A 26,693-nucleotide genomic window follows, 5' to 3' on the forward strand; every position below is an offset into this window, starting at 1 on the left:
ACGCCAACCGTCAGGGCGGCACCCCCGCCACCCCCCTCCCCGGCGGCCTCGCGGGCACGCCCTCCGTCCTCGTCGGCTGGCTGCTCACCGCCGTGGGCCTGGCCCTCGCCGGCCCCGGGCTCACCCACCTCTGCGGCCGTCTCCTCCAGTCCACCCGGCCCGGCGCCCTCCGCCTCCTCGCCGGACGCGTCCTCATGGCCGAGGCCACCCGTATCGGCCGCCCCTTGGGCATCGTCTGCGCGGTGGCCTCCGGCGCCTACGCCATGACGACGCTGTACGACCCGACGGGCCCCGAGGTGGGGCCCCTCACCACGCTCGGCCTGCTGCTCGTGACGAGCTGCACGCTCGCCACGCTGCTCACCGCCGCCGTGGAGGCGAAGCAGGCCAGGTCGGACACCACGGCCGCGCTCGTCCGGCTCGGCGCCCCCGCGACCATGCTCCGCAGCGCGGCGGCCCTGCGCGCCGGCGCCCTGCTCGCCCTGTTCGGCCCGCTCACCCTGGTCGTGGCCGAGCTGGCGGCCCTGCCGCTGACCGGCTGAAGAAAAATCCCGCGGCAGCGATGAGTTGTGCCGCCCTCGTCCGTCTACCCCCGCGTACCGCACGCACCCGATGGGAGAGACTCCGATGACCACGCCGGCCTACCAGCAGATGATCTTCATCAACCTGCCCGTGAACGACCTCGACGCCTCCAAGAAGTTCTACACGGGGCTCGGCTACACGCTCAACGAACAGTTCAGCGACGACAAGGCGGCCTCCGTCGTGATCAGCGAGACGATCGTCGCGATGCTGCTCACGAAGCCGTTCTACGCGACGTTCACCAAGAAGGAGATCGCGGACGCGACGAAGACCAGCCAGGTGCTGCTCTGTCTGAGCGCCGAGAGCCGCGCGAAGGTGGACGAGCTGGTCGAGAAGGCCGTCGCCGCCGGGGGTACGGCCAACGACGACGTGCAGGACCAGGGCTTCATGTACGGCCGTTCCTTCAACGACCTCGACGGCCACGGCTGGGAGGTCGTGTGGATGGACCCGGCGGTGATCCAGGGCTGATCCCCGGGGCCGGGATGCGGCGTGCGAGCATGGGCGGGTGCAGACGAGCCCCGCCCACGCGGCACACCACGACGACCGTGAGATCGAGACGCTCGAGGAGTTCGACGCGGTCGTACCGGCCCGCGGCACGCTGGCCGGTTTCCGGGTCCAGTCCGTCGATCTGACGGACCGGACAAGGGAGTTGCTGGCCACCGACACTGCGGGCGCCGTCTTCCTCGGCTGCCCGATGCGGGAGAGCGCGGCGGAGAAGCTCCGCACAGACGGCGCCCTGGTCTTCCCGCCCGTCCCGCACCTGCCCTTCGACCCGTACCGCGGACTGCTCTACTCCCCGGACGAGTTGTTCGACGGGCTGGAAAAGGGCTACGAGCAGACTCCCGACGCCCTCGCCTACGCCTGGTTCCAGCGGACCAAGTCCGACGGCGACATATACGCGTCGATGCTCCGCTCCATCCACGACGACGCCGTCTCCGACGCCCTCGACGAACTCCTGCGCGGCGCGAGGGTCGTGGGGGTGATGGGCGGGCACGCGATGGCCCGCGGCACCGAGGAGTACGCCGGTGCCGCCCGCCTCGGCCGCGAACTGACCCGCGCCGGGCTCACCGTGGCCACCGGTGGCGGACCGGGCGCGATGGAGGCGGCCAACCTCGGCGCCTACACGGCCCCCTTCGAGGACGCCGCGCTCGACGAGGCGTGCCGACTCCTGGCCGCGGCACCCTCGTTCACGCCCTCGATCACCGACTGGGCGCGCGCCGCCTTCGAGGTCCGCGCCCGCCGGCCCCGGGGCGGCCTCTCCGTCGGCATCCCGACCTGGTTCTACGGGCACGAGCCGCCGAACGCCTTCGCCTCGCACATCGCCAAGTACTTCGCCAACGCCACCCGCGAGGACGGTCTGCTCGCCCGCTCGAACGCGGGGGTGGTCTTCCTGCCGGGCGCCGCCGGCACCGTGCAGGAGATCTTCGACAACGCGACGCCCAACTACTACGAGTCGCGCGGCGAACCGACTCCGATGGTGCTCGTGAACCGCGCGCACTGGACGGAGAAGCTGCCCACCTGGCCGCTGCTCCAGGCGCTCGCGCGGGAGCGGTCGATGGAGGCCCGAATCGCCCTTGTTGACCGGATCGAGGACGCTCCGGCGGCGCTGAAACGTCTCGCCGGGTAATAAGAAGGCAAAGCCAACGACTGTAAGGCGCCTACACGTTGACACTTCTTATGCAGCGCTTATAGACCTGTGAGACTCCTGGGGATGGTGATGTCGCATCACCACCTCGTCAACCCCCCGCATTTGCGCACCCCGTGAAGGATGAACGTGGCATTCACGCCCATATCCCGCCGCACCTCCCGCGCCGCGCGCTTCCTCGGCGTCGCCGCCGCCTCGACCGCGATCGTGCTCAGCGCCTCCAGCAACGCCCTTGCCTGCAACATCAAGGAGTTCTCCGCCGAGGCCAAGTGTGACGGCGAGAAGGGTGTCATCACCGTCACCGACGTGGACAAGGCCGGTGTCGAGGCCACCGTCTCCGTGTACCTGCAGAACAACGGCGCCGACGCCAAGAAGGTCGGCGAGCAGAAGGTGAAGGGCTCCAAGGAGGGCACCACCATCACCTTCGAGGAGGACTGGGCGCCCAACGCCGAGTACCGCATCCACGTCGAGGCCCTGCCCTACATCAAGGGCGAGGACATCAAGCCCAACCTGACCACCCCGGCGACCGCCTGCAAGACCGAGGACACGCCGACCCCGACGCCCACGCCCACGCCGTCGGACTCCGCCAGCACCCCGGCCGAGGAGTCCCCGACCCCGACCCCGTCGGCCTCCGAGGGCACCACCGCCCCGGCGCCCGCCGAGAGCAACGCCCCGTCGCCCGCGGCCGGCGACTCCAACCTCGCCGAGACCGGTGCGAACTCCAACACCGGCCTGATCGCGGGCATCGCCATCGCCCTGGTCGCCCTCGGCGGCGGCGCGGTGTTCTTCGGCCTGCGCCGCCGTGGCGCCGGCAGCCGCTGACGCCGTACCTGAACAACAGCTGTGGCCCGTCCCCGGTCCGGGGGCGGGCCACAGCCGCGCTGTCACCCGAAGGTGGCGCGCTCCAGCCAGAACTCCAGCAGCTTCCGGTCCCCCACGACCTCCAACTCCGGGCTGTCCAGCGGCAGTCGGCGGTAGAAGGCGAGCAGGACGGCGGTCAGCGGCCCGCGCAGGGCGACGGTCGCCTTCTCGTGCCCGCGCCGCCAGACGATGACGTCCTCGGTGAGCTCGACCACCGTTCCCCACGTTCCGTCGGTGGCGTGCAGGTGGATACTGCGTCCGGGGCCGCGCAGCTCCCCCGCCGCGTCGTCCGGCATGGTCCGCTGCGCGAACTCCACGATCTGGAGCCACTCGTCGACGGCGTCGGCGGCGATGTCCGCGGCGACCTCGTAGGGCTGCCCGGCGGCGAGTGCGGCGTCGGCGCGGTGAACGGTCAGCTCGTGGGTCATCCGACGGGCCCAGAATCCCGACGTGGGAAGGCCGGACCAGGACCACACGGGGGCGTCCGGCCCGGCCTCCCTGAGCGCGGCGACGAGCATCTCGCCGGTTTCGGCGAGCCACGCGTCGAGAGCGCCGGCGTCCTCGGGCCCCTCTCCCGAGGGCACCCGGTCCTCGGGCACTTCCGCCCGCGCCCGGGTCCGCACCATCAGCTCCACCCAGCGCAGGGCGCCGCCGGTGTGCCGCACCAGTTGCTCCAGCGACCAGTCCGGGCAGGTCGGGACGGTCGCGGACAGATCGGCCCCGGAGGTCACCAAGGCCCGCAGCAGACCCACCTGGTGGGCGATCTCGTCGCAGTAGCGGTCGTGCGGGAGCGGCGTCATGCCCGCACCCTAGGCCCGCCCCCGTCAGTCCAGCACCACGATTTCCGCCGGGTCGAACTCCACCCCGACCGTATCCCCGACCTCCGGCGCCTCGCGGAGCGCACACGCGGCCTCCAGCCGCGGCCCGTCGCCCTGCGCGGGGTGCAGGTGAACGGCGACGTGCGTGCCCTTGAAGGTGCGCGCGGCGACCGTGCAGCGCAGTCCCTCGTCGGCGGCCACGAGCCGTACCCCCGCGGGCCGCACCAGCAGGCTCCGGACCCCCTGGGCGGCTCCGGAGGGCACCGGCACCTTGCCCCACGGCGTGTCCGCCGCCTCGCCCGTCACCGTCCCCTCCACCACGTTCTCGAAGCCGAGGAAGCGGGCCACGAACTCGTCCGCCGGCCGCTGCCACACCTCCAGAGGCGTGCCGGACTGGGCGATCCGGCCGTCGCGCATCACCACGACCCGGTCGGCGAGCGCGAAGGCCTCCCCCTGGTCGTGGGTGACCGCGAGCACAGTGGTGCCCAACCGCCCGAACAGCTCCCGCAGTTCCACGACCAGCCGTTCCCGCAGCGACCGGTCCAACTGCCCGAGCGGCTCGTCGAGCATCAGCAGCCGGGGCCGGGGGGCGAGCGCCCGGGCCAGCGCGACCCGCTGCTGCTCACCGCCGGAGAGCGAGGCGACGGCCCGCCGGGGAGCGCCCGGAAGACCGACGAGGGCGAGCAACTCCCGTACCCGCTCGTCCTGCTGCGCCCTGGACACGCCGTGCATCCGCAGTCCGAAGGCCACGTTGGCGCCGACGTCCCGCTGCGGGAACAGCTGGTGGTCCTGGAACATCAGTCCCACCCCGCGCTTGTGCGCGGGCACCCCGCCCTGGTCGCGCCCGTCGAGCAACACCCGCCCGGAGTCCAGCGGCTGGAGCCCGGCCACGGCCCGCAGCAGGGTCGACTTCCCGCTCCCGCTCGGCCCGAGCACACACACGATCTCGTGCTCGGCGACGTCGAGACCGGCCCCGTCGAGGACGGCCCGCCCGCCGAACCGGACCGTCGCGTCCGCAAGGCTCAGCAGCATCAGAACTCCCCGGTCCGGTCGGTCCGCAGCCGTTCGAGCACCAGGAGCGCCACCGCGCACACCACCATCAGGATCGTCGAAAGAGCCATCGCCTGGCCGTAGTTGAGGTCCCCGGCCCGCCCGAGCAGCCGGGCCACGGCGACCGGCAGGGTCGGGTTGTCGGGCCGTGCGATGAACACGGTCGCCCCGAACTCGCCCAGCGACACGGCGAAGGCGAAGCCCGCCGCGATCAGCAACGCCCGCCGCACCATGGGCAGATCGACCTCCCGCCACACCCGCCACGGCGAGGCGCCGAGCACGGCCGCGGCCTCCCGCAGCCGGTGGTCCACGGCCCGCAGCACGGGCAGCATGGTCCGCACCACGAACGGCACCCCGACCAGCGCCTGCGCGAGCGGCACCAGGATCCACGACTGCCTGAGGTCCAGCGGCGGCTCGTCGAGGGAGATCAGGAACCCGAAGCCCACGGTCACCGCGGACACCCCGAGCGGGAGCATCAGCAGCGCGTCGAAACCCCGTACGAACCGCCCCGCGTCCCGCCGCGTCAGCGCCGCCGCGGCGAGTCCCCCGACCGCCACCGCGATGCCGGTCGCGGCGAGGGCGTACTCCAGGGAGTTCCCGACCGCCTCGATCGGCGCGACGAGGAAGACCCCGCCGTCGCCGTGGGTCAGCGCCCGGTAGTAGCCGAAGTCAGAGGCGTCGAGCGAGCGCTGCACCAGCACCGCGAGCGGCAGCACGAGGAGTACGGCGACACAGCCCACGACGGCGGCCAGCAGACCCCGCTCCCCCGCGCCGCGCGGCCGCCGGGCGGTCACGGACGCGTCCACGAGCCGCAGCGCGGTCTCCCGGCGCCGCACGGTCCACGCGTGCACGGCGAGGACCGCGCCCACCGCGACGAACTGGATGAGCGTCAGCACGGCGGCCGTGGACAGGTCGAAGATCTCGGAGGTCTGCCGGTAGATCTCCACTTCCAGGGTCGAGAAGGTCGGCCCGCCGAGGATCTGCACGACACCGAAGGAGGTGAAGGTGAACAGGAAGACCATCAGCGCGGCGGCGGCCACGGCGGGCGCGAGGGCGGGCAAGGTGACCGTCCGCCAGGCTTTGAGCCGGGACGCGCCCAGCATCCGCGCGGCCTCCTCCTGGCGCGGGTCCAGCTGGGCCCACAGTCCGCCGACGGTCCGTACGACGACCGCGTAGTTGAAGAAGACGTGCGCGAGCAGGATCGCCCACACGGTGGTGTCCAGCCGTACGCCCCACCACTCGTCGAGCAGTCCGCCCCGGCCGACGAGCGCCAGGAAGGCCGTACCGACGACGACCGTCGGCAGCACGAAGGGGACGGTGACCACGGCCCGCAGCACCTGCTTGCCCGGGAAGTCGAAGCGCGCGAAGACGTACGCGCCGGGGAGCGCGATCAGGAGCGTGAGCGCGGTGGAGGCGAGCGCCTGCCAGGTGGTGAACCACAGCACGTGCCGGATGTCCGGCTGCGCGAGGACCTCGGTGATCCTGCCGAACTGCCAGGTCCCGCCGGTCTTGAGCCCGCGCGTGACGATCGCGGCGACGGGATAGGCGAAGAAGACGGCGAAGAACGCGACGGGCACGGCCACGAGTCCGAGCCGCGCCGCCGCGCTGTGGAGGGGCTTGCGGGGCCTTACTTCAGAACCAGCGAGGTCCACGACTTGACCCAGTCGTCACGGTGGTCGGCGATCTTCGCCGGGTCCATGGTCTCGGGATCCTCGGCCTGCGGACCGTACTGCGTGAACTCGGCGGGCACCTGGGCGCCCTCGACGACCGGGTACACGAACATGTTGAGCGGCATGTCCTGCTGGAACTCCTTGGTGAGCAGGAAGTCCAGGAACGCCTTGCCGCCCTTGCTGTTCTTGGCGTTGCTCAGCAGTCCGGCGTACTCGGTCTGCCGGAAGCAGGTGCCGTCGGCGACCCCGGTGGGCGCGGTCTTCGGCCTGGGATCGGCGTAGATCACCTCGGCGGGCGGCGAGGAGGCGTACGAGACCACGAGCGGCCGGTCGGCCTTGGCCTTCTTGCCTCCGGCCGACCCGGAGAACTCCTCGTTGTAGGCCTGCTCCCAGCCGTCGACGACCTTGACGCCGTTGGCCTTGAGCTTCTTCCAGTAGCCCTCCCAGCCGTCGTCCCCGTACTTCGCGGCGGTCCCGAGCAGGAAGCCGAGCCCCGGCGAGGAGGTGGAGGCGTTCTCGGTGACGAGGAGGTTCTTGTAGGCGGGCTTGACCAGATCGTCGTACGACGTCGGCGGCGCGAGCTTGTGCTCGGCGAAGTACGCCTTGTCGTAGTTGACGCAGATGTCGCCGGTGTCGACGGGCGTGACCTTGTCGCCGTCGACGCGGTACCCCGCCTTGACCGTGTCGGCGCCCTTGGCCTCGTACGGCTGGAAGAGACCGTTGTCGAGCGCGCGGGAGAGCAGGGTGTTGTCGACGCCGAAGAAGACGTCGCCCTGCGGGTTGTCCTTGGTGAGGATGGCCTTGTTGACTGCCTGCCCGGCGTCGCCGTCCTCCAGGACCTTGACCTCGTAGCCGGACTTCTTCTCGAAGTCGGCGAGGACGTTCTTGGAGACGGCCCAGGAGTCGTGGCTGACCAGGGTGACGGTCTTGGACTCGGAGCCGGAGCCGGTGCTGTCGTCGGACGAGGACCCGCACGCGGACAGCGTGACCAGGCCGAGGCCGACGACGGCAGCGAAGAACTTCTTGTTGTTCACGGTGATGACCGAACTTCCTACCCAGAATGACCTGGGCGAGGTTCAGAGGGTCTGCGGCCCGATCGCCGCACTCTCAGCGCTGTCGCGCTCCCCTGTCGGATATGTAGATGTACGTACGAACGTCAGACTACCGCTCGGTGGCGGCGAGCTGACCACAGGCCCCGTCGATCTCCTGCCCACGGGTGTCCCTGATGGTCACCGGCACCCCGTGGGCGGCGATGGCCTCGACGAACGCCTTCTCGTCCTCGGGCCGGGAGGCCGTCCACTTCGACCCCGGAGTGGGGTTCAGCGGGATGAGGTTGACGTGCACGGGCTTGCCCCTGAGCAGCCGCCCGAGCCGGTCCCCGCGCCACGCCTGGTCGTTGATGTCCCGGATGAGCGCGTACTCGATGCTGAGCCGCCGCCCGGACTTCTCGACGTACTCGAACCCGGCGTCGAGGACCTCGCGCACCTTCCACCGCGTGTTCACCGGGACGAGGGTGTCGCGCAGCTCGTCGTCGGGGGCGTGCAGAGAGATCGCGAGCCGGCACTTGAAGCCCTCGTCGGAGAACCGCTGGATGGCGGGCACGAGCCCTACCGTCGACACGGTGATGCCGCGCTGGGAGAGCCCGAGCCCGTCGGGGGCGGGATCGGTGAGCGCGCGGATGGCTCCGACGACCCGCTTGTAGTTGGCGAGCGGCTCGCCCATGCCCATGAAGACGATGTTGGACAGTCGCGCGGGCCCGCCCGGAACCTCGCCGTCCCGCAGCGCCCGCATCCCGTCCACGATCTGGTGGACGATCTCGGCGGTGGACAGATTCCGGTCCAGTCCCGCCTGTCCGGTGGCACAGAAGGGGCAGTTCATCCCGCAGCCGGCCTGCGAGCTGATGCACATGGTCACCCGGTCCGGGTACCGCATGAGCACCGACTCCACGAGCGTCCCGTCGAACAGCCGCCACAACGTCTTGCGCGTGGTCCCCTGGTCGGTCGACAGATGCCGTACGACGGTCATGAGCTCGGGAAGCAGCGCCTCCTGGAGCTTGCCGCGCGCACCGGCCGGGATGTCCGTCCACTCCGCCGGGTCGTGCGCGTACCGCGCGAAGTAGTGCTGCGAGAGCTGCTTGGCGCGGAACGGCTTCTCCCCGATCCCCGCCACGACCTCCTTGCGCTCGGCAGGAGTGAGATCAGCGAGGTGCCGCGGCGGCTTCTTGGCCCCGCGGGGGGCGACGAAAGTGAGTTCTCCGGGTGCAGGCATAACCCTTCCAGTGTGGCAGATCAATGCGGGGAGCCCGGGCCGGAGCGGGGTGGGGGTGGTCACCTGGTGCGATGATCACTTCGGAGGGGTGCAAGTGGACATGCTTGAACTGATGGAGTGGCTGGCCGAGCGCGGCGTCACGACCGTGTTCAAGGTCGACGGTGACCGCATGGTCGAGCGACGGGCGGCGTGGATGGTCATCGTCAGCGGTGGGGCACTCGGCGAGGACTCGTTCTTCCGTGCCGATCTGGCGAGGCCCGACGCATGCCTGGATGCGTTGCTCGCCCACCTGGAGAGCAAGGGGCTGTCCCCGTTCGCGTAGGGCTACGCCCGGTGCCGCCGAAGCCTGGGCGCCCTCCCCAGGGAAGGCGGCCCTGACGACGCGGCCCCCGCCCTGAGATCAGGACGGGGGCCGCGAGGCCGTACAGGAGAAGTCAGCCCGAACCCACGAACAGCACCAGCAGCAGCCACACCACCGGTGCCGTCGGCAGCAGGGAGTCCAGGCGGTCCATGATGCCGCCATGGCCCGGCAGCAGCGTGCCCATGTCCTTGATGCCGAGGTCCCGCTTGATCATCGACTCGCCGAGGTCACCCAGCGTCGCGCTGGCCGCGACCGCCAGCCCGAGCAGCAGGCCCTGCCACCACGCGCCGTCGTCGATCAGGAACTCCATGCACAGCGCACCCGCGGCCATCGCGAACGCCACCGCTCCGACCAGGCCCTCCCGGGTCTTGCCGGGGCTGATGCGCGGCGCGAGCTTGTGGGTGCCGAAGCGCCAGCCGACCGCGTAGGCGCCGGTGTCGCTGACGACGGTCAGGAGCAGGAAGGTCAGGACACGTGCGGCCCCGTCCTCGGCCGTCAGCATCATCGCGACGAACGTGGCCAGGAACGGGACGTAGAACGCCGCGAAGACACCCGCCGTGACGTCCTTGAGGTAGCCCTCCGGCGGTTCCGTCATCCGCCAGACGAGGACCGCGAGTGCCGTGAGCGCCATGGCCACCCAGGCACCCTCCGCGCCCCGGACGTACCCCGAGACGACCATCGCGGCCCCGCCGAGCGCCAGCGGCACGAGCGGCGCCTTGATGCCCTTGCGTTCCTCCAGCCGCTTCGTCAGCTCCCACAGCCCGACCACGACGGCGACCGCTATCACGCCGACGAACGCGGCCTTGACGAAGAACAGCGACGCGATGATCACGACGCCGAGTCCGACACCGACCCCTATGGCCGCACCCAGGTCCCGCCCCGCGCTCTTCTTCTGCGGCGCGGGCGCCGGCTGCGAGGAGTCGGGCATGGGCTCCGGATTCTGCGTCTGCGGTGCCGCCGCGTAGGGCTGCGCCGATGCGGTGTCTTCACGGAACGTCCCGTGGCGGGACGCCTCGTCGCGGAACAAGGGACCACTCAGCCGAGCGGCCCCCCGGTCGTCATCCTGGGCGTCGCCGTACGGGGGTACGGCGGGTCCGTCGGGCACGATGGGCATGGGCCGAGTGTGCTGCGCGTCATGCGCATCGTACGCGGGACCCGCCGGGGCAGCCCCCTGGACAGGCCCCTGGTCGGACGGCCCCCAGTACCCGGCGTGGGGCGGCGTCGCCCAGGAAGAGTCGTTCATCAGACCTCGAGAAGCTCCGCTTCCTTGTGCTTGAGGAGCTCGTCCACCTGAGCGACGTACTTGTGCGTCGCGTCGTCGAGCTCCTTCTCCGCACGGCGGCCCTCGTCCTCGCCGACCTCGCCGTCCTTGACGAGCTTGTCGATCGCGTCCTTGGCCTTGCGGCGGACCGAGCGGATGGACACGCGCGAGTCCTCGGCCTTGCCCCGGGCCACCTTGATGTAGTCGCGGCGGCGCTCCTCGGTGAGCTCGGGGAACACCACTCGGATGATGTTGCCGTCGTTGCTCGGGTTGACGCCCAGGTCGGAGTCGCGGATCGCCTGCTCGATGTTGCGCAGCGCGGACTTGTCGAACGGGGTCACCACGGCCATGCGCGGCTCCGGCACGGAGAACGAGGCCAACTGGTTGATCGGCGTCGGCGCGCCGTAGTAGTCGGCCACGATCTTGTTGAACATCGCCGGGTGCGCACGCCCGGTACGGATCGCGGCGAAGTCCTCCTTGGCGACCACGACGGCCTTCTCCATCTTCTCCTCGGCCTCGAGGAGGGTCTCTTCGATCACCACTTGCTCCTGCGTGTCTTGAGTAGGCCCGGCTGCTGTTCCATGTGCGTGGGGGCGGCGGCCGGCTGCGTCGCGTCTTCTTCCTGCACGGTTCCCGACCGGCAGGACATTGTCCATCCCCCGGTCAGGGACCGGGGACATCCCCGGGTCAGTCCCGGCTGCCCTGCTCACCCACAAGCGTGCCGATCTTCTCACCCTTGACGGCTCGCGCGATATTTCCCTCCGCCAGGAGCTCGAACACCAGGATCGGGAGCTTGTTGTCCCGGCACAGCGTGATGGCGGTGGCGTCGGCGACCTTGAGGTCACGGGTGATGACCTCGCCGTAGCCGAGGGCGTCGAACTTGACGGCGTCGGGGTTGGTCTTCGGGTCGGAGTCGTAGACCCCGTCCACGCCGTTCTTGCCCATGAGCAGCGCCTCGGCGTCGATCTCCAGGGCGCGCTGCGCGGCGGTGGTGTCGGTGGAGAAGTACGGCATGCCCATACCGGCGCCGAAGATGACCACGCGGCCCTTCTCCAGGTGGCGCACGGCCCGCAGCGGGATGTACGGCTCGGCGACCTGGCCCATGGTGATGGCGGTCTGCACCCGGCTGTCGATGCCCTCCTTCTCCAGGAAGTCCTGGAGGGCGAGGCAGTTCATCACGGTGCCGAGCATGCCCATGTAGTCCGAGCGGGCCCGGTCCATGCCGCGCTGCTGGAGTTCGGCACCCCGGAAGAAGTTGCCGCCGCCGATGACGACGGCGATCTCGGCGCCGTCCCGGACGACGGCGGCGATCTCGCGGGCGATCTTGTGCACCACGTCGGGGTCCACACCCAGGCCCCCGCCACCGGCGAACGCCTCTCCGGACAGCTTCAGCAGAAACCGGCCGCGTACTTTGCCGTCGTCGCTCTTCTGGGCCTTGGTGGTCATGGGGATCCCGCCTCTTTCACCTGTTGCACATACGAAGAAGGCCACTGCCGGTGGGAACTGGTTCGCATCCCATGCGCGGCAATGGCCTCCTCGTCAGATCTGCTGTCGTCCGCCACGCGCGTGCGTGGCGGCGTACCGGACGACTGCTGACGACCCTATAGGGCCCGCGCGTCGCTCGCGGTACGGACTCAGATGCCGACCTTGATACGCGTGAAGCGCTTCAGGGTGACACCGGCCTCGTCCAGGACCTTCTGGACCGACTTCTTGGGGTCGAGCGCGTACGGCTGACCGAGCAGCGTGGCGTCCTTGAAGAAGCCGTTGACGCGACCCTCGACGATCTTGGCGATCGCGGCCTCGGGCTTGCCCTCGGCGCGGGTGGTCTCCTCGGCGATGCGGCGCTCGGACTCGACGACCTCGGCCGGCACGTCCTCCTTGGAGAGGTACTTCGGCGCGAAGGCGGCGATGTGCTGGGCGACACCGCGCGCGGTCTCCGCGTCCGGCTTGTCCAGCTCGACGAGGACACCGATCTGCGGGGGCAGGTCGGGCATCGTGCGGTGCATGTACGCGGTCACGTAACCGTCGGCGAACTGCGCGAAGCGGTCCAGGACGATCTTCTCGCCGAGGTTGGCGTTGGCCTCGTCCACGTACGCCTGGACGGTCTTGCCGGCCTCGATCTCGGAGGCGAGCAGGGCCTCCAGGTCGGCCGGGGAGGTCGCGGCGACGTGCTGCGCGATCTTGTCGGCGACGGCCTGGAACTTCTCGCCCTTGGCGACGAAGTCGGTCTCGCACTTGAGCTCGACGAGGACGCCGGAGGAGTTGTCGTCGGCGATGATGGAGACCACGGCGCCGTTCTCGGCGGAGCGGCCCTCGCGCTTGGCGACGCCCTTCTGGCCCTTGATCCGGAGCGCCTCGACGGCCTTCTCGACGTCGCCCTCGGCCTCGTCCAGCGCCTTCTTGCAGTCCATCATGCCGGCGCCGGTGAGCTCACGGAGCTTCTTGACGTCGGCGGCGGTGTAGTTCGCCATGAGTCTGTGAATCTTTCTCGAAGTCGGGAGATCTGCCCGGTCCACGATCCACGGGAAGATGTGGATCGCGAACCTATGGGTGAACGGCGGGAGCGAACCGGATGTCGGCCGCTCCCGCCGTCAACGCTGACTGATCAGGCCTGCTCGGCCTCGGCGGCGGGAGCCTCGGCAGCGGGGGCCTCGGCAGCGGCCTCCGCCGGAGCCTCGGCGGCCGGGGCCTCGGCAGCGGCGGGCGCCTCGGCGGCGGGAGCCTCCTCGGCCTTCTTCTCGCCGCCCTCGAGCAGGTCGCGCTCCCACTCGGCGAGCGGCTCGCCCGCGGCCTTCTCGCCCTTGTCACCGGTGGCGACGCGCGAGCGGCTGATGAGGCCCTCGGCGACGGCGTCGGCGATCACGCGGGTGAGCAGGGTGACGGAGCGGATCGCGTCGTCGTTGCCCGGGATCTTGTAGTCGACCTCGTCGGGGTCGCAGTTGGTGTCGAGGATGGCGACGACCGGGATGTTGAGCTTCCGGGCCTCGCCGACCGCGATGTGCTCCTTCTTGGTGTCCACGATCCAGACGGCGCTGGGCACCTTCTGCATCTCGCGGATACCACCGAGGGTCTTCTCGAGCTTGGCCTTCTCACGCGAGAGGACCAGGAGCTCCTTCTTGGTCAGACCCGAGGCGGCGACGTCCTCGAAGTCGATCTGCTCGAGCTCCTTGAGGCGCTGCAGACGCTTGTAGACGGTCGAGAAGTTGGTGAGCATGCCGCCCAGCCAGCGCTGGTTGACGTAGGGCATGCCGACGCGGGTGGCCTGCTCGGCGATGGCCTCCTGCGCCTGCTTCTTCGTGCCGACGAACATGACCGTGCCGCCGTGGGCGACGGTCTCCTTGACGAACTCGTAGGCGCGGTCGATGTACGACAGCGACTGGAGCAGGTCGATGATGTAGATGCCGTTGCGCTCCGTGAAGATGAAGCGCTTCATCTTCGGGTTCCAACGACGGGTCTGGTGACCGAAGTGGACGCCGCTCTCCAGCAGCTCCCGCATCGTGACGACGGCCATGGCCGTTCTCCTTGGTTTTCTCGGTTGTACCGCGGGAACCGGAGGGCTCCCGCGCCTGACGCCCGCGACGCGCCTTGCCGCAAAGGACCGAGAGGCGCTGACACCGACCGCGTGACGGCCTGATGTCGGGGCGTGCGAAGTCGACCCGGTGACCCGGATCGCCAGAAGAAGTGTACGGGACCGGCGGGGCACCGGGTGACGCCGCTGTCCACAACCCGGGAGTACTCCACAGGTCCCCGCCGTTCTACGGCCGGTTGCGGCACGGTTCGGGGATGCGAGCGAAACGATGTGCGGGGTACGGGCTGGGCTTGCTGCCGGTCCTGGCGGCGCTGGGGTTGCTGGTGCTGGGGTTGCTGCTGTTCCTGGCGGCGCTGCCGCTGCGCCCGCCGCCCCCGGCGACCCCGCTGGAGCCGGCGGGCACGGACACCTCGGTGCCGGTGGTGGGGCGCACCTGGCCGGTGGGCTCCCGTCCTGCGGTCCTGCGCGGCTGGGAACCGCCGGCGACGGTGTACGGCCGCGGCCACCGGGGCGTGGACCTGGCGGCACCCGCGGGCACCCCGGTACGGGCGGTGGCGGCGGGCCGGGTCTCCTTCGCGGGCCGGGTGGCGGGAAAGGGAGCGGTGTCCGTGGAACTGACGGGGACGGACCTCCGCACGACCTACGAACCGGTGACGGCGTCGGTGGACAAGGGCGCCGAGGTGGAGGCGGGCGAGGTGATCGGCACGGTGGACCCGACGGGCTCCCACTGCATGACTGCCTGCGTCCACTGGGGCTTGAGAAGGGGCGAGACCTACCTGGACCCCCTGTCTCTGCTACCGCCCTGGCTCCTGCGCAGGGGGCCGTCGAGACTGCTCCCCGTCCTGGGCGTTCCGCTGCCTCAGCTGCGGGCAGCGGTGCCGCCGGGGCGGCACGGGTGGGCGCAACGGCACCAGGCGAGCGCCGGCGGGCGAGCCCGCCCCGCGCTCAGCCCCGCACGCCCCGCAGCGCCATGGAGACCGCGGCCTCGGTGATCACCGAGGGCTCCTCCGCCGCCCCCAGCTCGATCCTCCGCACCGCCGCGTCCACGACCCCCTGCACCAGCATCGCCGCGAGCCGGGGCTGCGCGTGCCCCATCTCGTCGAGCGCCGAGACGATCATCGCCACCAGCCCCCCGTGCGCCGCCCGGATCTTCTCCCGCGCCCCCGCGTCCAGCTCGCTCGCGGAGATGGCGACGACGGCCCGGTGCCGCCGGTCTCCGACCAGCGCCAGCTGCTGCCGCACATACGCCTCGACCTTGCCCTCGGGCGAGGGCTCCCGCTCCATCGCGGCCGACACCTCCGCGGCCCACACCGGGAAGTCGACCTCGCACAGCTCCTCGACCACGGCGGCCCGCGACCGGAAATACTCGTACACGGACGACCGCGCGAGCCCCGTCCGCTCGGCGAGGGCCGGGAAGGTCAGCGCCTCCGTACCGCCCTCGGACAGCAGAGAGCGAGCCGCGTCCAGCAGGGCGGCTCGCTGCATCGACCGGTGCTCGGCCACGGAGGCCGCTCGAATCCTTGGCACGTCAACCACTGTACGGACGGACCGGTGCCGACGGGAGTCACTCCCTCCGACCAGCGCCGGCCGGAAGCCCGTCAGGCCAGGTCAGCGGCCGAAACTGGCCAGCTTCGCCCGCAACTGGAGCACCGACTTGGTGTGGATCTGGCTGACCCTGCTCTCGGTCACCCCCAGCACGTTGCCGATCTCGGCGAGCGTGAGGCCCTCGTAGTAGTAGAGGGTCACGACCGTCTTCTCCCGCTCGGGCAGCGTGTTGATGGCCCGCGCCAGGAACCGTCTGAGCTCGCGGTCCTCGGCGACCTCCACGGGGTTGTCCGCGGCGGTGTCCTCCAGCGTGTCCATGAGGCTGAGCCGGTCGCCGCCCTCGCCGCCGACGTGCAGCAGCTCCTCCAGCGCCACCACGTTGGCCAGCGACAACTGGCTGAAGACCGCGTGGAGATCGTCGACCGCGATGCCCAGCTCGCCGGCGACCTCCCCCTCCGTCGGCGTCCGCCGCAGGCGCGCCTCAAGGGTCGCGTACGCCCGCTCGACGTTGCGGGCCTTCTGCCGCACGGACCGCGGGATCCAGTCGAGCGCCCGCAGTTCGTCGATCATCGCGCCCCGGATCCGGGTGATCGCGTACGTCTCGAACTTGATCTCCCGGTCGACGTCGAACTTCTCGATCGCGTCGATGAGCCCGAAGACCCCCGAGGAGACGAAGTCCGCCTGCTCGACATTGGGCGGCAGGCCCACGCTCACCCGCCCGGCCACGTACTTCACGAGCGGTGAGTAGTGCAGGATGAGCTGCTCTCGCAGCCGCTCGTCTCCCGTGGCCTTGTACGACCGCCACAGCTCTTCGAGCGTGGAGGGAGCGGGCGGCCGCACGCTGCCACCGTCACGGGCGGCCGCGGGGATCGCCGCCCGGTCGGACCCGGAAGTGTGCTGGGGCATTCGTCGCCTTGTGCCGTTCTGCCGTGAAGTACGCGTTGTACGTGGAGTGCGTCGGAATCCCCGTGAGCGTAGCGTGACTGAAGAGTCGCAGTGCGCAAACAGTGTGCCCGGGTCCACGCGCGGACGCGTTCCGCGGACCGCATCCGCGAGGCGCTGTCGTCGCCCTGTGTGATCAACGGAACACCCCAACTGCGAGAATTCCCAAGGGTGTCGGGGTTAGCCCGGACGGCCGAACACGCTCGGTCAGCACGGGCCGCGACCGCCCCGGACGGAGATCATCGCCTGGCGTGTCAACTTCCAGCCGTCGCCGTGTCGTTCGACGTAACCAAGTGAACGGAGTTCGTACAGTCTCGCGACGGCGTCGTCCCGCGTCGTCTGCGCACCGCGTGCGATCTCGTCCGCGCCGGCCTCCCGCCGCCCGGGCAGCGCGGACAGGACCCTGCGTGCCGCCGGGTCCAGCAGGTCGCGCGGCAGCACGGGTCCACGCCGGTCGGGCGCCAGCTCCCCCATGTCGCCCACCAGCTCCACGACTTCCGCGGCGTCCGTGACCAGCGTGGCGTCCCCGCGCAGCAGCTCGTGCACCCCGGCGGACAGACTGCTGGTGGCCGGCCCGGGCACCCCCATCGTGTGCCGGCCCAGGCGCTGTGCCGCCCGGGCGGTGACCAGGGAGCCGCTGCGGTGGGCGGCCTCGACGACCACGGTGCCTCGGGTGAGGGCGGCGATCACCCTGTTGCGCAGCACGAATCTGCTGGGCGTCGGATGATCGCCGGGCGGCAACTCCCCGATCACCAGGCCCTGTTCCGCGATCCTGCGGATCAACTGGGTGTGTCCGCGCGGGTAGGGCCGGTCGACCCCGCAGGCCAGGACGGCGACGGTGGCACCACCCGCGCCGAGGGCACCGCGGTGGGCGGCGCCGTCGACCCCGTAGGCCCCGCCGGACACGACGACCCACCCCAGCTCGGCGAGCCCGGTGGCGAGTGTGGCCGCCATGTGGGCCCCGTACTCGGTGCAGGCCCGGGCGCCGACGAGGGCGACGGATCTGAGCGCCCACATCCGCAGGCTGGGCCGCCCCCGTACCCACAGTCCGAGCGGGCGGGCGTCCCCGAGGTCGTCGAGCTGCCCCGGCCACTCGGCGGCGCCGGGGACGACGAACCGCGCGCCGGCCTCGTACGCGACGTCGAGGTCCCGGCGCGGCTCGGCGACCTGGGCCCTCGCCCGCATTCCGCTCCACCGTTTCTCGCTCACTCCGGGCAGCGGCTCCCCGCACCCGCGCAGCCGCCGGGCCACTTCTCGCACGCCCCGTTCCCGGACCCATCGCCCCGCGGCCTCGTCGCCGGGCTCGACGACCCGGGCGAGGAGGACGCGGTCGAGCAGTTCGCCGTCGGGTTCGTCGCCGGTCATGTCAGCGCCCCGATGGCCATGGGTACGCCCCGGGGCACTCCGGTGCGCAGTTGCAGCGCCAGGGCGACGTCCGTCGCGTCCGGGCGGTCGTGTCCGACGAGGTCCGCGACGGTCCAGGCGACGCGCAGGACCCGGTCGAGCCCCCGGGCGGTCAGCACGCCCCGCTCCAGATTGCGCTCGGCCTCGTCCATCGCCCCGGACACGGCGTGCCAGCGGCTGCGCAGCTCGCGTCCGGGCACCTCGCTGTTGGTCCGCCACGGGGTGCCGGCGAAGCGCACGGCCGCGCGCTCCCTGGCGGCCCTCACCCGGTCCGCGACCACGGCGGTCGGCTCGCCCCGGGATCCCCGTCCGGCCAACTGGTCCCGCGTGACACGGTCCACCTGCACCCGCAGGTCGACCCGGTCGAGCAGCGGGCCGGAGAGCCTCGCCTGGTAGCGCCGGACGGCCGAGGGCGGGCACTCGCAGAAGTCGTCGGTCTGCGAGAAGCGGCCGCAGGGGCACGGGTTGGCCGCGAGCACCATCAGGAACTTCGCCGGGAACCGCACCACCCCCGCACTGCGCGCGATCACCACGTGCCCGGCCTCCAGCGGCTGCCGCAGCGCGTCGAGGGCCTGTGTGCTGAACTCGGGTGTCTCGTCCAGGAAGAGGACGCCCCGGTGGGACAGGGACACCGCCCCGGGACGGGCGATGCCGGGTCCGCCGCCGACCAGGGCCTGCATGGTGGCCGAGTGGTGCGGGGCGCAGTAGGGGGCGAGGTCGATCAGCGGCTTGCCCGGCGGCAGCAGACCGGCGACCGAGTGCACCGCGGTCACCTCGAGCGACTCCTCCCGGGCGAGGCGCGGCAGCACCGCGGGCAGCCGTTCGGCGAGCATGGTCTTGCCCGCGCCGGGCGGCCCCTCCAGGAACAGGTGGTGGCCCCCGGCGGCCGCCACCTCCACTGCCGTGCGCGCCGAGGTCTGGCCGACGACGTCGGCCAGGTCGTGGCCGTGGTCCTGCTGGGCGGCTCCGGTGCTGTGCATGCCGGTGGCGGCGCCCGTGCCCGGCACCCGCAGGCCGGCCAACAGCGGATCGGGGCGGCCGGGCTCGTGCGGTTCCTCGTCGGGCACGGGTTCGTCCGCGAGGACCGCGATCAGTTGCCGGAGACTGCGGACGCCCAGCACGGAGACCCCGGGCACCAGCGAGGCCTCGGCCGCGGCACACTCCGGCACGACGACCTGTTCGTACCCGGCGTCCGCGGCGGCCAGCACGGCCGGCAGGATGCCCCGGACCGGACGCACCCGGCCGTCCAGCCCCAGCTCGCCGATCATCACGATGTCGGCGAGGACGCGCGGGTCGATCCGCTCGGAGGCGCCCAGCACCGCGCACGCGACGGCGAGGTCGAAGCCCGAGCCCGCCTTCGGCACCGACGCCGGGCTGAGCCCCACCGTCAGCTTCTTCTGGGGCCACTCACCGCCCGAGTTCACGACGGCCGCCCGCACCCGGTCCCGGCTCTCCGTCAGGCTCTTGTCCGGCAGCCCCACCAGCGTGAAGGCCGCCACCCCGGGTTCCAGGTCGGCCTGGACCTCGACCACGACCCCCTCGACGCCGACCAGCGCCACCGAGCACGTTCGAGCGAACCCCATCTCAGGCCACCCCCCGCGCGTGCTCGACCACGGGCGCGCCGCGCTGTGGCAGCACGACGCCGACCAGGTCGATGCGGACGCCTCCCGGTGGCGCCCCTCCGTGGGCGTGGATCCAGGCGGCGGCGAGGCCCCGCAGGCGCTCCGCCTTCTCGGGGGTCACCGCGGCCATCGGGTGCTCGAAGGCACCGGCCCGGCGTGTCTTGACCTCGCAGACGACGAGGACCTCGCCGTCCCGCGCCACGATGTCGATCTCGCCGGTCCTGCCACAGCGCCAGTTGCGCTCCAGGACCGTCATCCCGGCCTCGGTCAGCCGCCGCGCGGCCAGACTCTCGCCGTACCTGCCGAGTGCACTGCGTGCGTTCATGTCGGCACCACCTCCGGCACCGACGATCACGCAACCCCGTCCACCGAGTGGATCTTGGTGGACTACTCAGCGGTTGTGGAAAACCCCATCACTCACACGGATGAACCCACCCGTCACCCGCCTGGGGCAGCTCCTCACCCGCCCGGCAGCTCCTCACCCGCCCGGCAGCTCCAGATCGCTCTTGTTCAGCTCCTCGATGTTCACGTCCTTGAACGTCAACACCCGCACCTGCTTCACGAAGCGAGCCGGCCGATACATGTCCCACACCCACGCATCCGCCATGGACACCTCGAAGAACACCTCACCCTGGACCGAGTGCACCTGCATCTCGTAGTCGTTGGTCAGGTAGAAGCGCCGCTCGGTCTCGATCACGTATTTGAACAGACCGACGACATCGCGGTACTCCCGGTAGAGCTTCAGCTCCATCTCGGTCTCGTACTTCTCGAGGTCCTCGGCGCTCATGGCATGTTCCCCTTCAGCCGTGCGATCCCACCATTGTGCGCCAGTCCCGTCAGCACCTAGACGATTTCGGTGTCGAGGGTCACGGGCCCGGCCGGGGGACCTTCGTCGAGCAGCCTGCGCAGCAGCTCGGCGAGTCTGGTCGGATACACCGTCTCATGTGCCCGGGCAAGTTCCTGACACGTCCACCAGCGCGCTCCGGCGACGCTGCGCCGCTCCAGCTCGGTGAGGGCCGTGGCCCGGGTGGCCGTCACCGTCGTACGGGCCAGGTAGTACCACTCGTCCTGGTCCCAGCGGCGGCCCGCGAACGGGAACGAGCACATCCGCCGCCAGAGCACCGGCCCGAGCTCCACCTCGGTGATGCCGGTCTCCTCGGCGAGTTCCCGCAGAGCGGCCTCCTCACGGGTCTCGTCGCCCTCCAGTCCGCCGCCGGGCGTGAACCACCAGTCGTCGGCCGGATCGTCCGGCTCGTGCCCGTGCAGCAGCAGAATGCGGTCCTCGGGATCCAGCAGCACCACCCGGGACACCTTGCGCAGCCCGCCCTCGGCGGGGGCCCCGTCCACGGCCGGCTCGTCAGCGGGCACCGACGGGCTCCGTCCGGACCCGGGAGCGCCGGCCGAACAGCTTGGCCACGGGCCCGTACGCCCCGCCGCCCAGGACCAGCACCGCGCCGGCGACGATCAGGACGGCGATCGTGCGCAGCGGGCCGGGCGAGGAGAGCGCGCCGAGCGTCTCGAAGGAGGCGGGGCGCTCCAGCATGCCCTTCATGGGCCAAGCGACGGCGTCCACGCGCGCGGTCACGGCCGAGAGGGCGACGGTGCCCTGGGCCGCGTCCGTGAGGTGGGCGGAGGAGTCCAGCGAACCCTGACGCTCGTCACCGAGCAGGAACAGGCGGCCCTTGGGCACCTTCACGGTCGGGATGGACTTGACCTCGACCGGGCCGCCCTTGAGGTAGGTCTCGTCGATCTGCTTGCCGTTGACGGTCAGCTTCCCGTCGGTGCAGCAGGAGACCGTGTCACCGCCGACCGCGACGACCCGCTTGACCACCGGCGCGTTGGTCACCCAGGTCTTGTCGGTGAAGACGACGACGTCACCCCGGCGTATCTCGTCGCCGTCGACGCGCTGCGCCAGCACCCGGTCGCCGGCGTCGATGGTGGGGGTCATGGAACTGGTGGGGACGGTGTACGGGCGGTAGATCACCGCTCCCCAGGCGAACCCCCCGAGGAACAGCACGAGGCCCAGCGCGACGGCCAGGCCGGACAGTCGCTGTCCGGTCCGGCTGCCCGCCGGGCCCGTGTCGGTGCCACCCCTGTGCGGGGCCGTACGCGTAGTGCTCTCGCCACCCATGGACCCGCACCCTACCCGGCGGTACCTGAGCGGGTCAGCCCCTCCCGCCCGGCCGGAGCGGCTGGCTCCGCAAAGCTTTCACCAGGTCGTCGCGGGCCGGTGGCGGCCGGTCGGCCGGGGCCCCGTCTCAGCGGGTCCGCTCGGCGGTGGCCTTCCTGCGTCGCCACAGCGCCACCGGCACCGCGCCGAGGAGGGCGATCCCCTGCGGCGCGACCGTGAGGGCGGCCGAGGCCGACGCCTTGTCGTTGATGCCGGCCTGGCTGAAGGTGTCCGGCTTGGGCAGCGTGCCCCAGCGGCTGATCGGCCAGGCCTTCACGATGGCGCGGCCCACGACGTCGTCGACGGGGACCATGCCGTGGTGCTTGTCCGACTGGTTGTAGCGCGAGTCACGGGAGTTCTGGCGGTGGTCGCCCATCACCCAGATGTAGCCCTTGGGGACCTTCACGGTGAACTGTCCGCCCTGGTCGTCCTGGCTGCACGGGGTGTTGCCGGGGTAGACGTACGACGCCTCGTCCAGCGCCTTGCCGTTGACCTTGAGCGGGCCGGTGCCCTTGCAGGAGACGGTGTCACCGCCCACGCCGACGACACGCTTGATGAGGTCCTTCTCCTCGGCCGAGGGCATCAGGCCGATCCAGGACAGGAACGTCTGCAGGGCGTTCGGGTCCGCCGTGGGCTCGCCCGCCAGCCAGTTGTCGGGGTCGTGGAAGACGACGACCTCGCCGCGCTCGGGCTCGGAGCCGAACCACGGGGTGAGCTTGTCGACCAGCACCCGGTCGCCCTGCTGGAGGGTGTTCTGCATCGAGTCGGACGGGATCGAGAAGGCCTGCACCAGGAACGTCTTGATCAGCAGCGCCAGCACCAGCGCGATGCCGATCAGGATGGGCAGTTCCTTCCAGAAGGAGCGCTGCTTCTTCGCCGTGGGGGCCGAATCGCCGGGCCCGCCTCCCCGGACCTGCGTCGTCGTCCCGTCCTCGGTCGCCCCGGAGTCACTCCCGGAGGTCACGGCGCTGTCCGCGGCCGGGTCGGCTGCTTCCACGGGGCGTCCGCGGTGCTCCTCGCCGTCGTGCCCGGATCGTGCGCCAACCGCCACATCCCCCACGCCAACTCCTTACTCTGTGCCGCCGCCTGCCCCAAGTACGGCGCAGGCCCACCACTCCCATAACGAGCGGGAGTTCCGCAGGGCTCGGGAGTTGGATCGCTTCGTTCGGATCGTCGGGAGCAACCCTAAGCGACGCCCGGGAGGCTGAGGTCGCGACGGACGCCGAGTCGGCAATGGAAGAGTAAGTTTTCGGTTCTTTCAGCGTGGTCCAGTGCCCGAAGGGCCAGGCGATGACCATGGCCCGTCCCACCACCGAGTCCTCGGAGACAGTGCCGCCGTAGTCGGTGTCCTGGTGCGAGCGGGAGTCCGCGGAGTTGGCGCGGTGGTCGCCCATCACCCACAGCCGCCCCTGCGGGACGGTGATGTCGAACTGCTGGGTGGACGGGGCGTTCCCGGGATACAGGTAGTCGGTCTCGCTCAGGGGGACGCCGTTGACGGTGACCCGGCCCTGCGTGTCGCAGCACTTGACGCGGTCGCCGCCGACTCCGACGACCCGCTTGATCAGGTCCTTCTCGTTGTCGGACGGCAGCAGGCCGATGAAGGTGAGGCCTTCCTTGACCTGCTTGACGACGACGGGGTCGTCCTTCTTCGTCGTGGTCTGCTCGTCCTGGAGCCAGCCGCCGGGGTCCTTGAAGACGACGACGTCCCCGCGCTCGGGCTTGGAGCCGAACCACGGGGTGAACTTGTCGACCAGGACCCGGTCGCCGATCCGGATCGTCTGCTCCATCGAGCCGGACGGGATCACGAACGCCTGGACGAGGAAGGTCTTCAGGACGAGTGCTATCAGGACGGCCACTCCGACCAGGAGCGGTATCTCCTTGACCGCTCCGCGCCTCCTGCGCCGCTTCACCCTGCGCTGGAGCTTGCGCCGCTCCGCGCGTGAGCGGCCGCCCGCGGGGCTCGCGGACCGCCGGACGCCGGTGGGCAGCAGGTTTTCGGCGGCGGTGCTCGCCACACCGCGTGGTCTGCCGCGGTTACCCATGCGCGCCCTCCGCTGCGGGCACGCGCGCGTAGGCGGCGGAACGGTGCAGACGGGTGGCGTGGCCGGCGGGCCAGATGATCCAGTCGGCCCGGCCGAGGACGTCGTCGACGGGGATCATGCCGCCGCCCGGTGAGCCGAGGTGGTCCCGGGAGTCGCTGGAGACGCTGCGGTGGTCGCCGAGGACGAACAGGGTGCCCCCGGGCACCCGGACGTCGAAGGGCACCGAGGACGGGCTGTCGCCGGGGTACAGGAAGCCCGACTCGTCGACCGACCGGCCGTTCACCTCGACCCTCCCCTTCTTGTCGCAGCAGACCACGTGGTCTCCCCCCACGCCCACAACGCGCTTGATGTAGTCCCCGTCCCCGAAATACCCGGTTCCGTCGAACACGACTACATCTCCCCGCCGCGGCTCGGCACCGAAACGGTACGCCAACCTATTTACGAGAACGCGGTCCCCGATCCTCAATCCGTTCTCCATGGATCCGCTGGGGATCTGGAAAGGTCTGACCACGAACGTACTGATCAGCAGGAGAAGGACCAGGCAGAGCAGCAGGACCAGGGAGATCCGGCCGCCCGGCAGCCACTGGGTGATTCTCGACACCAACGCGAAACGCGACCGTCCCTCCGCGGCCCCTGGTCCGGGGCGGGAGGAGCGGTCGCGCTCCGTCGGCTGTGCTTCGGTGTCCATCGGGGCCAGATGCTATCCGGCCGCGCTGTGACGTCCGAAAAGCGCTCAGTTCTCGCGCTTCTCCTTGATCTTCGCGGCCTTGCCGCGCAGCTCGCGCAGGTAGTACAGCTTGGCGCGACGCACGTCACCGCGGGTGACCAGCTCGATCTTCTCGACGATCGGGGTGTGCACCGGGAAGGTGCGCTCGACGCCGACGGAGAACGAGACCTTGCGGACCGTGAAGGTCTCGCGGACACCGGCGCCCTGGCGGCGGATGACGACGCCCTTGAACTGCTGCACACGGGAGCGGTTGCCCTCGATGACGCGCACGTGGACGTTGACGGTGTCACCCGGGCGGAAGGCCGGGATGTCGCTGCGCAGCGACGCGGAGTCGACGGAGTCGAGCAGGTGAGACATTTCGTCTGCTTTCTTCGCCCATGCCACAGGTCATCGGCGGTAGCTAGGTTTCGTGAGGAGGCTGTCCGTGTCGGGGCGGGCGTCGTGTCCCCCTGTGGCAGGGGCGCACGCCGGACGACGCACAACAGCGGCCTATTCTTCCACGCCTTCCGGCCTGCGCCAAAATCGGCCGTACGGCTCCCCCGCCGGGTCCGGCGCCCAGCCCAGGATGGAGAGCATCTCGCGGTCCTTCTTGTCGAAGGCGCCCGGCTCGCAGCGCTCGATGAGGTCGGGCCGGTTGGCCGCCGTACGCCGGAGTGCCTCGTCGCGGCGCCAGCGGGCGATCTTGCCGTGGTGCCCGCTGAGCAGGACGTCCGGGATGCCGCGGCCGCGCCACTCGGGCGGCTTGGTGTAGACGGGGCCCTCGAGCAGGTTCGCCATGGCGCCGGGCGCGAAGGAGTCGTCGCGGTGCGACTCGGCGTTGCCGAGGACGCCGGGCAGCAGCCGGGCAACCGCCTCGGTGATCACCAGCACGGCCGCTTCGCCGCCGGCGAGGACGTAGTCGCCGATGGACACCTCGTGCACCGGCAGCCTCGTGGCGTACTCGTCGATCACCCGGCGGTCGATGCCCTCGTAGCGCGCGGGCGTGAAGATCAGCCAGGGGTTCTCGGAGAGCTCCACGGCGAGTTCCTGGGTGAAGGAGCGGCCGCTCGGGGTGGGGACGACGAGGGCGGGCGTGTGCGAGCCCGTCTCGTAGCCGTCCGCCAGCACGGAGTCCAGCGCGTCCCCCCAGGGATCGGTCTTCATGACCATGCCCGGGCCGCCGCCGTACGGGGTGTCGTCGACGGTGTTGTGGCGGTCGTACGTCCACTCGCGCAGGTCGTGGACGTGCACGTCGAGCTGCCCGCGCGCGCGTGCCTTGCCGACCAGGGAGACGTTCAGGGGGTCGAGGTACTCGGGGAAGATCGTGACGACGTCGAGGCGCATCTTCTACGACTCTTCCCGCGAGGACGCGATCTCGGCGCGGTCGTCGATGAGCCCGGGGGGCGGGTCGATGACGGCCTTCTGCTCGGCGAGGTCGATCTCGGTGACGATCTCCTCGACGAACGGGATCATCACCTCGCTGCCGTCGGGCCGCTCCACGATGAAGAGGTCCTGGGAGGGCAGGTGCGAGATCTCGGTGATCCGGCCCACCTCCACGCCGTCCTTGGTCACGACGTCGAGGTCCATGAGCTGGTGGTCGTAGTACTCGTCCTCCTCCTCGGGCAGCTCGTCGGGATCGACCTCGGCGATCAGGAGGGTGTTGCGCAGCGCCTCGGCGGCGGTCCGGTCACGGACGCCCTCGAAACGCAGCAGGAGGCGGCCGCTGTGGACGCGGCCCGTCTCGATGGTGAGCGGGCCGGTGGCGGCCGGGTCGGTCGCCAGTACGGCGCCGGGCGCGAGCCGGAGTTCCGGCTCGTCGGTACGGACCTCGACGGTGACCTCGCCCTTGATGCCGTGGGCGCGGCCGATCCGTGCGACTACGAGCTGCACTTCCGAAGATCTCCTGTCGTAGGGCCCGGGACGACTACGGGCCGGGGACGGCCCGATGGCCCTCCCCGGCCCGAGCCGGTACTGCGTTTGACGTCAGCGGACGTGGTCCACGTCGACGAGGTCGACGCGGACACCGCGGCCGCCGATGGCGCCCACGACGGTACGCAGGGCACGCGCGGTGCGGCCGTTGCGGCCGATCACCTTGCCGAGGTCGTCGGGGTGGACCCGGACCTCCAGCACGCGCCCGCGGCGCAGGTTGCGCGAGGCGACCTGCACATCGTCAGGGTTGTCGACGATGCCCTTCACGAGGTGCTCGAGAGCCTCCTCGAGCAT

The 26,693-nt window shown here is 71.0% G+C and carries 30 protein-coding genes, 1 pseudogene and 1 riboswitch; of the genes and pseudogenes, 6 read left to right on the forward strand and 25 right to left on the reverse strand.

Features of this window, described 5'->3' with window-relative positions; translation table 11 throughout:
• From AOJ26_RS13125 to AOJ26_RS13140, 4 genes are all read left to right on the forward strand, one after another.
• Positions 1-539: hypothetical protein (locus AOJ26_RS13125; protein WP_107092827.1), on the forward strand; the 539-nt coding region annotated here is incomplete at its 5' end.
• Positions 540-624: 85 nt separating this feature from the next.
• Positions 625-1,044, forward strand: a complete 420-nt coding sequence (locus tag AOJ26_RS13130; RefSeq protein ID WP_053848435.1) for a VOC family protein — start codon at positions 625-627, stop codon at positions 1,042-1,044.
• Positions 1,045-1,081: 37 nt separating this feature from the next.
• Positions 1,082-2,203 carry an LOG family protein gene (locus AOJ26_RS13135; protein ID WP_053848436.1) on the forward strand — a complete coding sequence of 374 codons (1,122 nt, stop codon included), beginning with the start codon at positions 1,082-1,084 and terminating at the stop codon, positions 2,201-2,203.
• A 141-nt stretch (positions 2,204-2,344) separates the two neighbouring features.
• On the forward strand, positions 2,345-3,043 hold the full coding sequence (locus AOJ26_RS13140; protein WP_053848437.1) for an LAETG motif-containing sortase-dependent surface protein: 699 nt from the start codon (positions 2,345-2,347) through the stop codon (positions 3,041-3,043).
• 62 nt (positions 3,044-3,105) lie between these two features.
• On the opposite strand, the gene AOJ26_RS13145 is transcribed toward AOJ26_RS13140, so the two are convergent.
• From AOJ26_RS13145 to rlmN, 5 genes are all read right to left on the reverse strand, one after another.
• Positions 3,106-3,882 carry a maleylpyruvate isomerase family mycothiol-dependent enzyme gene (locus AOJ26_RS13145; protein WP_053848438.1) on the reverse strand — a complete coding sequence of 259 codons (777 nt, stop codon included), beginning with the start codon at positions 3,880-3,882 and terminating at the stop codon, positions 3,106-3,108.
• 24 nt (positions 3,883-3,906) lie between these two features.
• Positions 3,907-4,932 (reverse strand): ABC transporter ATP-binding protein, encoded by a 1,026-nt coding sequence (locus tag AOJ26_RS13150; RefSeq protein ID WP_053848439.1) that lies wholly within the window; start codon positions 4,930-4,932, stop codon positions 3,907-3,909.
• Positions 4,932-6,533, reverse strand: coding sequence for an ABC transporter permease (locus tag AOJ26_RS13155; protein ID WP_053848440.1), 1,602 nt, complete (start codon positions 6,531-6,533; stop codon positions 4,932-4,934). Before AOJ26_RS13155 ends, AOJ26_RS13150 begins: the two co-directional genes overlap by 1 nt.
• Before the next feature lie 44 nt (positions 6,534-6,577).
• Positions 6,578-7,654 (reverse strand): thiamine ABC transporter substrate-binding protein, encoded by a 1,077-nt coding sequence (locus AOJ26_RS13160; protein ID WP_053848441.1) that lies wholly within the window; start codon positions 7,652-7,654, stop codon positions 6,578-6,580.
• A riboswitch (TPP riboswitch) is annotated at positions 7,651-7,758 on the reverse strand. It overlaps the preceding gene by 4 nt.
• A gap of 23 nt (positions 7,759-7,781) precedes the next feature.
• Positions 7,782-8,888 (reverse strand): 23S rRNA (adenine(2503)-C(2))-methyltransferase RlmN, encoded by a 1,107-nt coding sequence (gene rlmN / locus AOJ26_RS13165; RefSeq protein WP_053848442.1) that lies wholly within the window; start codon positions 8,886-8,888, stop codon positions 7,782-7,784.
• 100 nt (positions 8,889-8,988) lie between these two features.
• Between rlmN and AOJ26_RS13170 the strand changes: the two genes are divergently transcribed.
• On the forward strand, positions 8,989-9,210 hold the full coding sequence (locus tag AOJ26_RS13170) for a hypothetical protein (protein WP_063790271.1): 222 nt from the start codon (positions 8,989-8,991) through the stop codon (positions 9,208-9,210).
• A 112-nt stretch (positions 9,211-9,322) separates the two neighbouring features.
• Here AOJ26_RS13170 and AOJ26_RS13175 read toward each other — a convergent pair whose 3' ends face one another.
• The 5 genes from AOJ26_RS13175 to rpsB all read right to left on the reverse strand — a co-directional run bounded on the left by AOJ26_RS13175 (position 9,323) and on the right by rpsB (position 14,021).
• A complete protein-coding gene (locus AOJ26_RS13175; RefSeq protein WP_053848443.1) occupies positions 9,323-10,492 on the reverse strand; it encodes a phosphatidate cytidylyltransferase in 1,170 nt (389 codons plus the stop codon).
• Positions 10,492-11,049, reverse strand: a complete 558-nt coding sequence (gene frr / locus AOJ26_RS13180; protein ID WP_053848470.1) for a ribosome recycling factor — start codon at positions 11,047-11,049, stop codon at positions 10,492-10,494. The genes AOJ26_RS13175 and frr overlap by 1 nt, the downstream gene beginning before the upstream one ends.
• Positions 11,050-11,197: 148 nt before the next feature.
• On the reverse strand, positions 11,198-11,956 hold the full coding sequence (pyrH, locus tag AOJ26_RS13185; RefSeq protein WP_053848444.1) for a UMP kinase: 759 nt from the start codon (positions 11,954-11,956) through the stop codon (positions 11,198-11,200).
• Positions 11,957-12,144: 188 nt separating this feature from the next.
• Positions 12,145-12,981: a translation elongation factor Ts gene (gene tsf / locus AOJ26_RS13190; protein WP_053848445.1), complete on the reverse strand. Its 837-nt coding sequence runs from the start codon at positions 12,979-12,981 to the stop codon at positions 12,145-12,147.
• Between the two features lie 134 nt (positions 12,982-13,115).
• A complete protein-coding gene (rpsB, locus tag AOJ26_RS13195) occupies positions 13,116-14,021 on the reverse strand; it encodes a 30S ribosomal protein S2 (protein ID WP_053848446.1) in 906 nt (301 codons plus the stop codon).
• 341 nt (positions 14,022-14,362) lie between these two features.
• Between rpsB and AOJ26_RS13200 the strand changes: the two are divergent.
• Positions 14,363-14,899: pseudogene (locus AOJ26_RS13200) on the forward strand (murein hydrolase activator EnvC family protein); the annotation flags it as partial.
• A gap of 85 nt (positions 14,900-14,984) precedes the next feature.
• On the opposite strand, the gene AOJ26_RS13205 reads toward AOJ26_RS13200, so the two are convergent.
• From AOJ26_RS13205 to AOJ26_RS13275, 15 genes are all read right to left on the reverse strand, one after another.
• Entirely contained in the window at positions 14,985-15,542 is a 558-nt protein-coding gene (locus AOJ26_RS13205) for a TetR/AcrR family transcriptional regulator (protein ID WP_053848448.1), read from the reverse strand.
• A 105-nt stretch (positions 15,543-15,647) separates the two neighbouring features.
• Entirely contained in the window at positions 15,648-16,490 is an 843-nt protein-coding gene (gene whiG, locus AOJ26_RS13210) for an RNA polymerase sigma factor WhiG (RefSeq protein ID WP_053848449.1), read from the reverse strand.
• A 243-nt stretch (positions 16,491-16,733) separates the two neighbouring features.
• Complete coding sequence (dprA, locus tag AOJ26_RS13215; protein ID WP_053848450.1) at positions 16,734-17,891, reverse strand: DNA-processing protein DprA; 1,158 nt, start codon at positions 17,889-17,891, stop codon at positions 16,734-16,736.
• A complete protein-coding gene (locus AOJ26_RS13220; protein WP_053848451.1) occupies positions 17,888-19,513 on the reverse strand; it encodes a YifB family Mg chelatase-like AAA ATPase in 1,626 nt (541 codons plus the stop codon). The genes dprA and AOJ26_RS13220 overlap by 4 nt, the downstream gene beginning before the upstream one ends.
• Position 19,514: 1 nt before the next feature.
• Complete coding sequence (locus AOJ26_RS13225; RefSeq protein ID WP_053848471.1) at positions 19,515-19,877, reverse strand: YraN family protein; 363 nt, start codon at positions 19,875-19,877, stop codon at positions 19,515-19,517.
• A gap of 153 nt (positions 19,878-20,030) precedes the next feature.
• Positions 20,031-20,339, reverse strand: coding sequence for a DUF2469 domain-containing protein (locus AOJ26_RS13230; protein WP_003965949.1), 309 nt, complete (start codon positions 20,337-20,339; stop codon positions 20,031-20,033).
• A gap of 56 nt (positions 20,340-20,395) precedes the next feature.
• Positions 20,396-20,920: an NUDIX hydrolase gene (locus tag AOJ26_RS13235; RefSeq protein WP_053848452.1), complete on the reverse strand. Its 525-nt coding sequence runs from the start codon at positions 20,918-20,920 to the stop codon at positions 20,396-20,398.
• Positions 20,910-21,683 (reverse strand): signal peptidase I, encoded by a 774-nt coding sequence (lepB, locus tag AOJ26_RS13240; RefSeq protein ID WP_053848453.1) that lies wholly within the window; start codon positions 21,681-21,683, stop codon positions 20,910-20,912. The genes AOJ26_RS13235 and lepB (AOJ26_RS13240) overlap by 11 nt, the downstream gene beginning before the upstream one ends.
• A gap of 127 nt (positions 21,684-21,810) precedes the next feature.
• On the reverse strand, positions 21,811-22,782 hold the full coding sequence (lepB, locus tag AOJ26_RS13245; RefSeq protein WP_078959878.1) for a signal peptidase I: 972 nt from the start codon (positions 22,780-22,782) through the stop codon (positions 21,811-21,813).
• Positions 22,670-23,764: a signal peptidase I gene (gene lepB / locus AOJ26_RS13250; protein WP_053848455.1), complete on the reverse strand. Its 1,095-nt coding sequence runs from the start codon at positions 23,762-23,764 to the stop codon at positions 22,670-22,672. The genes lepB (AOJ26_RS13245) and lepB (AOJ26_RS13250) overlap by 113 nt, the downstream gene beginning before the upstream one ends.
• Complete coding sequence (gene lepB / locus AOJ26_RS13255) at positions 23,757-24,452, reverse strand: signal peptidase I (RefSeq protein ID WP_053848456.1); 696 nt, start codon at positions 24,450-24,452, stop codon at positions 23,757-23,759. Before lepB (AOJ26_RS13255) ends, lepB (AOJ26_RS13250) begins: the two co-directional genes overlap by 8 nt.
• A 45-nt stretch (positions 24,453-24,497) precedes the next feature.
• Positions 24,498-24,848 carry a 50S ribosomal protein L19 gene (gene rplS, locus AOJ26_RS13260; protein ID WP_053848457.1) on the reverse strand — a complete coding sequence of 117 codons (351 nt, stop codon included), beginning with the start codon at positions 24,846-24,848 and terminating at the stop codon, positions 24,498-24,500.
• Between the two features lie 132 nt (positions 24,849-24,980).
• Complete coding sequence (gene trmD / locus AOJ26_RS13265) at positions 24,981-25,814, reverse strand: tRNA (guanosine(37)-N1)-methyltransferase TrmD (RefSeq protein WP_053848458.1); 834 nt, start codon at positions 25,812-25,814, stop codon at positions 24,981-24,983.
• A 3-nt stretch (positions 25,815-25,817) separates the two neighbouring features.
• Complete coding sequence (gene rimM, locus AOJ26_RS13270; RefSeq protein ID WP_053848459.1) at positions 25,818-26,360, reverse strand: ribosome maturation factor RimM; 543 nt, start codon at positions 26,358-26,360, stop codon at positions 25,818-25,820.
• A gap of 93 nt (positions 26,361-26,453) precedes the next feature.
• Positions 26,454-26,693, reverse strand: coding sequence for an RNA-binding protein (locus AOJ26_RS13275; protein WP_003973401.1), 240 nt, complete (start codon positions 26,691-26,693; stop codon positions 26,454-26,456).

Source organism: Streptomyces sp. NRRL B-24085 (genome assembly GCF_001282115.1).
Lineage (GTDB): Bacteria > Actinomycetota > Actinomycetes > Streptomycetales > Streptomycetaceae > Streptomyces.

What these genes read in the sequence shown, in the direction of transcription:
- AOJ26_RS13130 (WP_053848435.1), top strand. Translation starts at nt 625, where the DNA reads ATGACCACGCCGGCCTACCAGCAGATGATCTTCATCAACCTGCCCGTG.
- AOJ26_RS13140 (WP_053848437.1), top strand. Translation starts at nt 2,345, where the DNA reads ATGAACGTGGCATTCACGCCCATATCCCGCCGCACCTCCCGCGCCGCG.
- AOJ26_RS13145 (WP_053848438.1), bottom strand. Translation starts at nt 3,882, where the DNA reads ATGACGCCGCTCCCGCACGACCGCTACTGCGACGAGATCGCCCACCAG.
- AOJ26_RS13150 (WP_053848439.1), bottom strand. Translation starts at nt 4,932, where the DNA reads ATGCTGCTGAGCCTTGCGGACGCGACGGTCCGGTTCGGCGGGCGGGCC.
- rlmN (WP_053848442.1), bottom strand. Translation starts at nt 8,888, where the DNA reads ATGCCTGCACCCGGAGAACTCACTTTCGTCGCCCCCCGCGGGGCCAAG.
- AOJ26_RS13170 (WP_063790271.1), top strand. Translation starts at nt 8,989, where the DNA reads ATGCTTGAACTGATGGAGTGGCTGGCCGAGCGCGGCGTCACGACCGTG.
- AOJ26_RS13175 (WP_053848443.1), bottom strand. Translation starts at nt 10,492, where the DNA reads ATGAACGACTCTTCCTGGGCGACGCCGCCCCACGCCGGGTACTGGGGG.
- pyrH (WP_053848444.1), bottom strand. Translation starts at nt 11,956, where the DNA reads ATGACCACCAAGGCCCAGAAGAGCGACGACGGCAAAGTACGCGGCCGG.
- tsf (WP_053848445.1), bottom strand. Translation starts at nt 12,981, where the DNA reads ATGGCGAACTACACCGCCGCCGACGTCAAGAAGCTCCGTGAGCTCACC.
- rpsB (WP_053848446.1), bottom strand. Translation starts at nt 14,021, where the DNA reads ATGGCCGTCGTCACGATGCGGGAGCTGCTGGAGAGCGGCGTCCACTTC.
- whiG (WP_053848449.1), bottom strand. Translation starts at nt 16,490, where the DNA reads ATGCCCCAGCACACTTCCGGGTCCGACCGGGCGGCGATCCCCGCGGCC.
- dprA (WP_053848450.1), bottom strand. Translation starts at nt 17,891, where the DNA reads ATGACCGGCGACGAACCCGACGGCGAACTGCTCGACCGCGTCCTCCTC.
- AOJ26_RS13220 (WP_053848451.1), bottom strand. Translation starts at nt 19,513, where the DNA reads ATGGGGTTCGCTCGAACGTGCTCGGTGGCGCTGGTCGGCGTCGAGGGG.
- AOJ26_RS13225 (WP_053848471.1), bottom strand. Translation starts at nt 19,877, where the DNA reads ATGAACGCACGCAGTGCACTCGGCAGGTACGGCGAGAGTCTGGCCGCG.
- AOJ26_RS13230 (WP_003965949.1), bottom strand. Translation starts at nt 20,339, where the DNA reads ATGAGCGCCGAGGACCTCGAGAAGTACGAGACCGAGATGGAGCTGAAG.
- lepB (WP_053848453.1), bottom strand. Translation starts at nt 21,683, where the DNA reads ATGGGTGGCGAGAGCACTACGCGTACGGCCCCGCACAGGGGTGGCACC.
- lepB (WP_053848455.1), bottom strand. Translation starts at nt 23,764, where the DNA reads ATGGGTAACCGCGGCAGACCACGCGGTGTGGCGAGCACCGCCGCCGAA.
- lepB (WP_053848456.1), bottom strand. Translation starts at nt 24,452, where the DNA reads ATGGACACCGAAGCACAGCCGACGGAGCGCGACCGCTCCTCCCGCCCC.
- rplS (WP_053848457.1), bottom strand. Translation starts at nt 24,848, where the DNA reads ATGTCTCACCTGCTCGACTCCGTCGACTCCGCGTCGCTGCGCAGCGAC.
- trmD (WP_053848458.1), bottom strand. Translation starts at nt 25,814, where the DNA reads ATGCGCCTCGACGTCGTCACGATCTTCCCCGAGTACCTCGACCCCCTG.
- AOJ26_RS13275 (WP_003973401.1), bottom strand. Translation starts at nt 26,693, where the DNA reads ATGCTCGAGGAGGCTCTCGAGCACCTCGTGAAGGGCATCGTCGACAAC.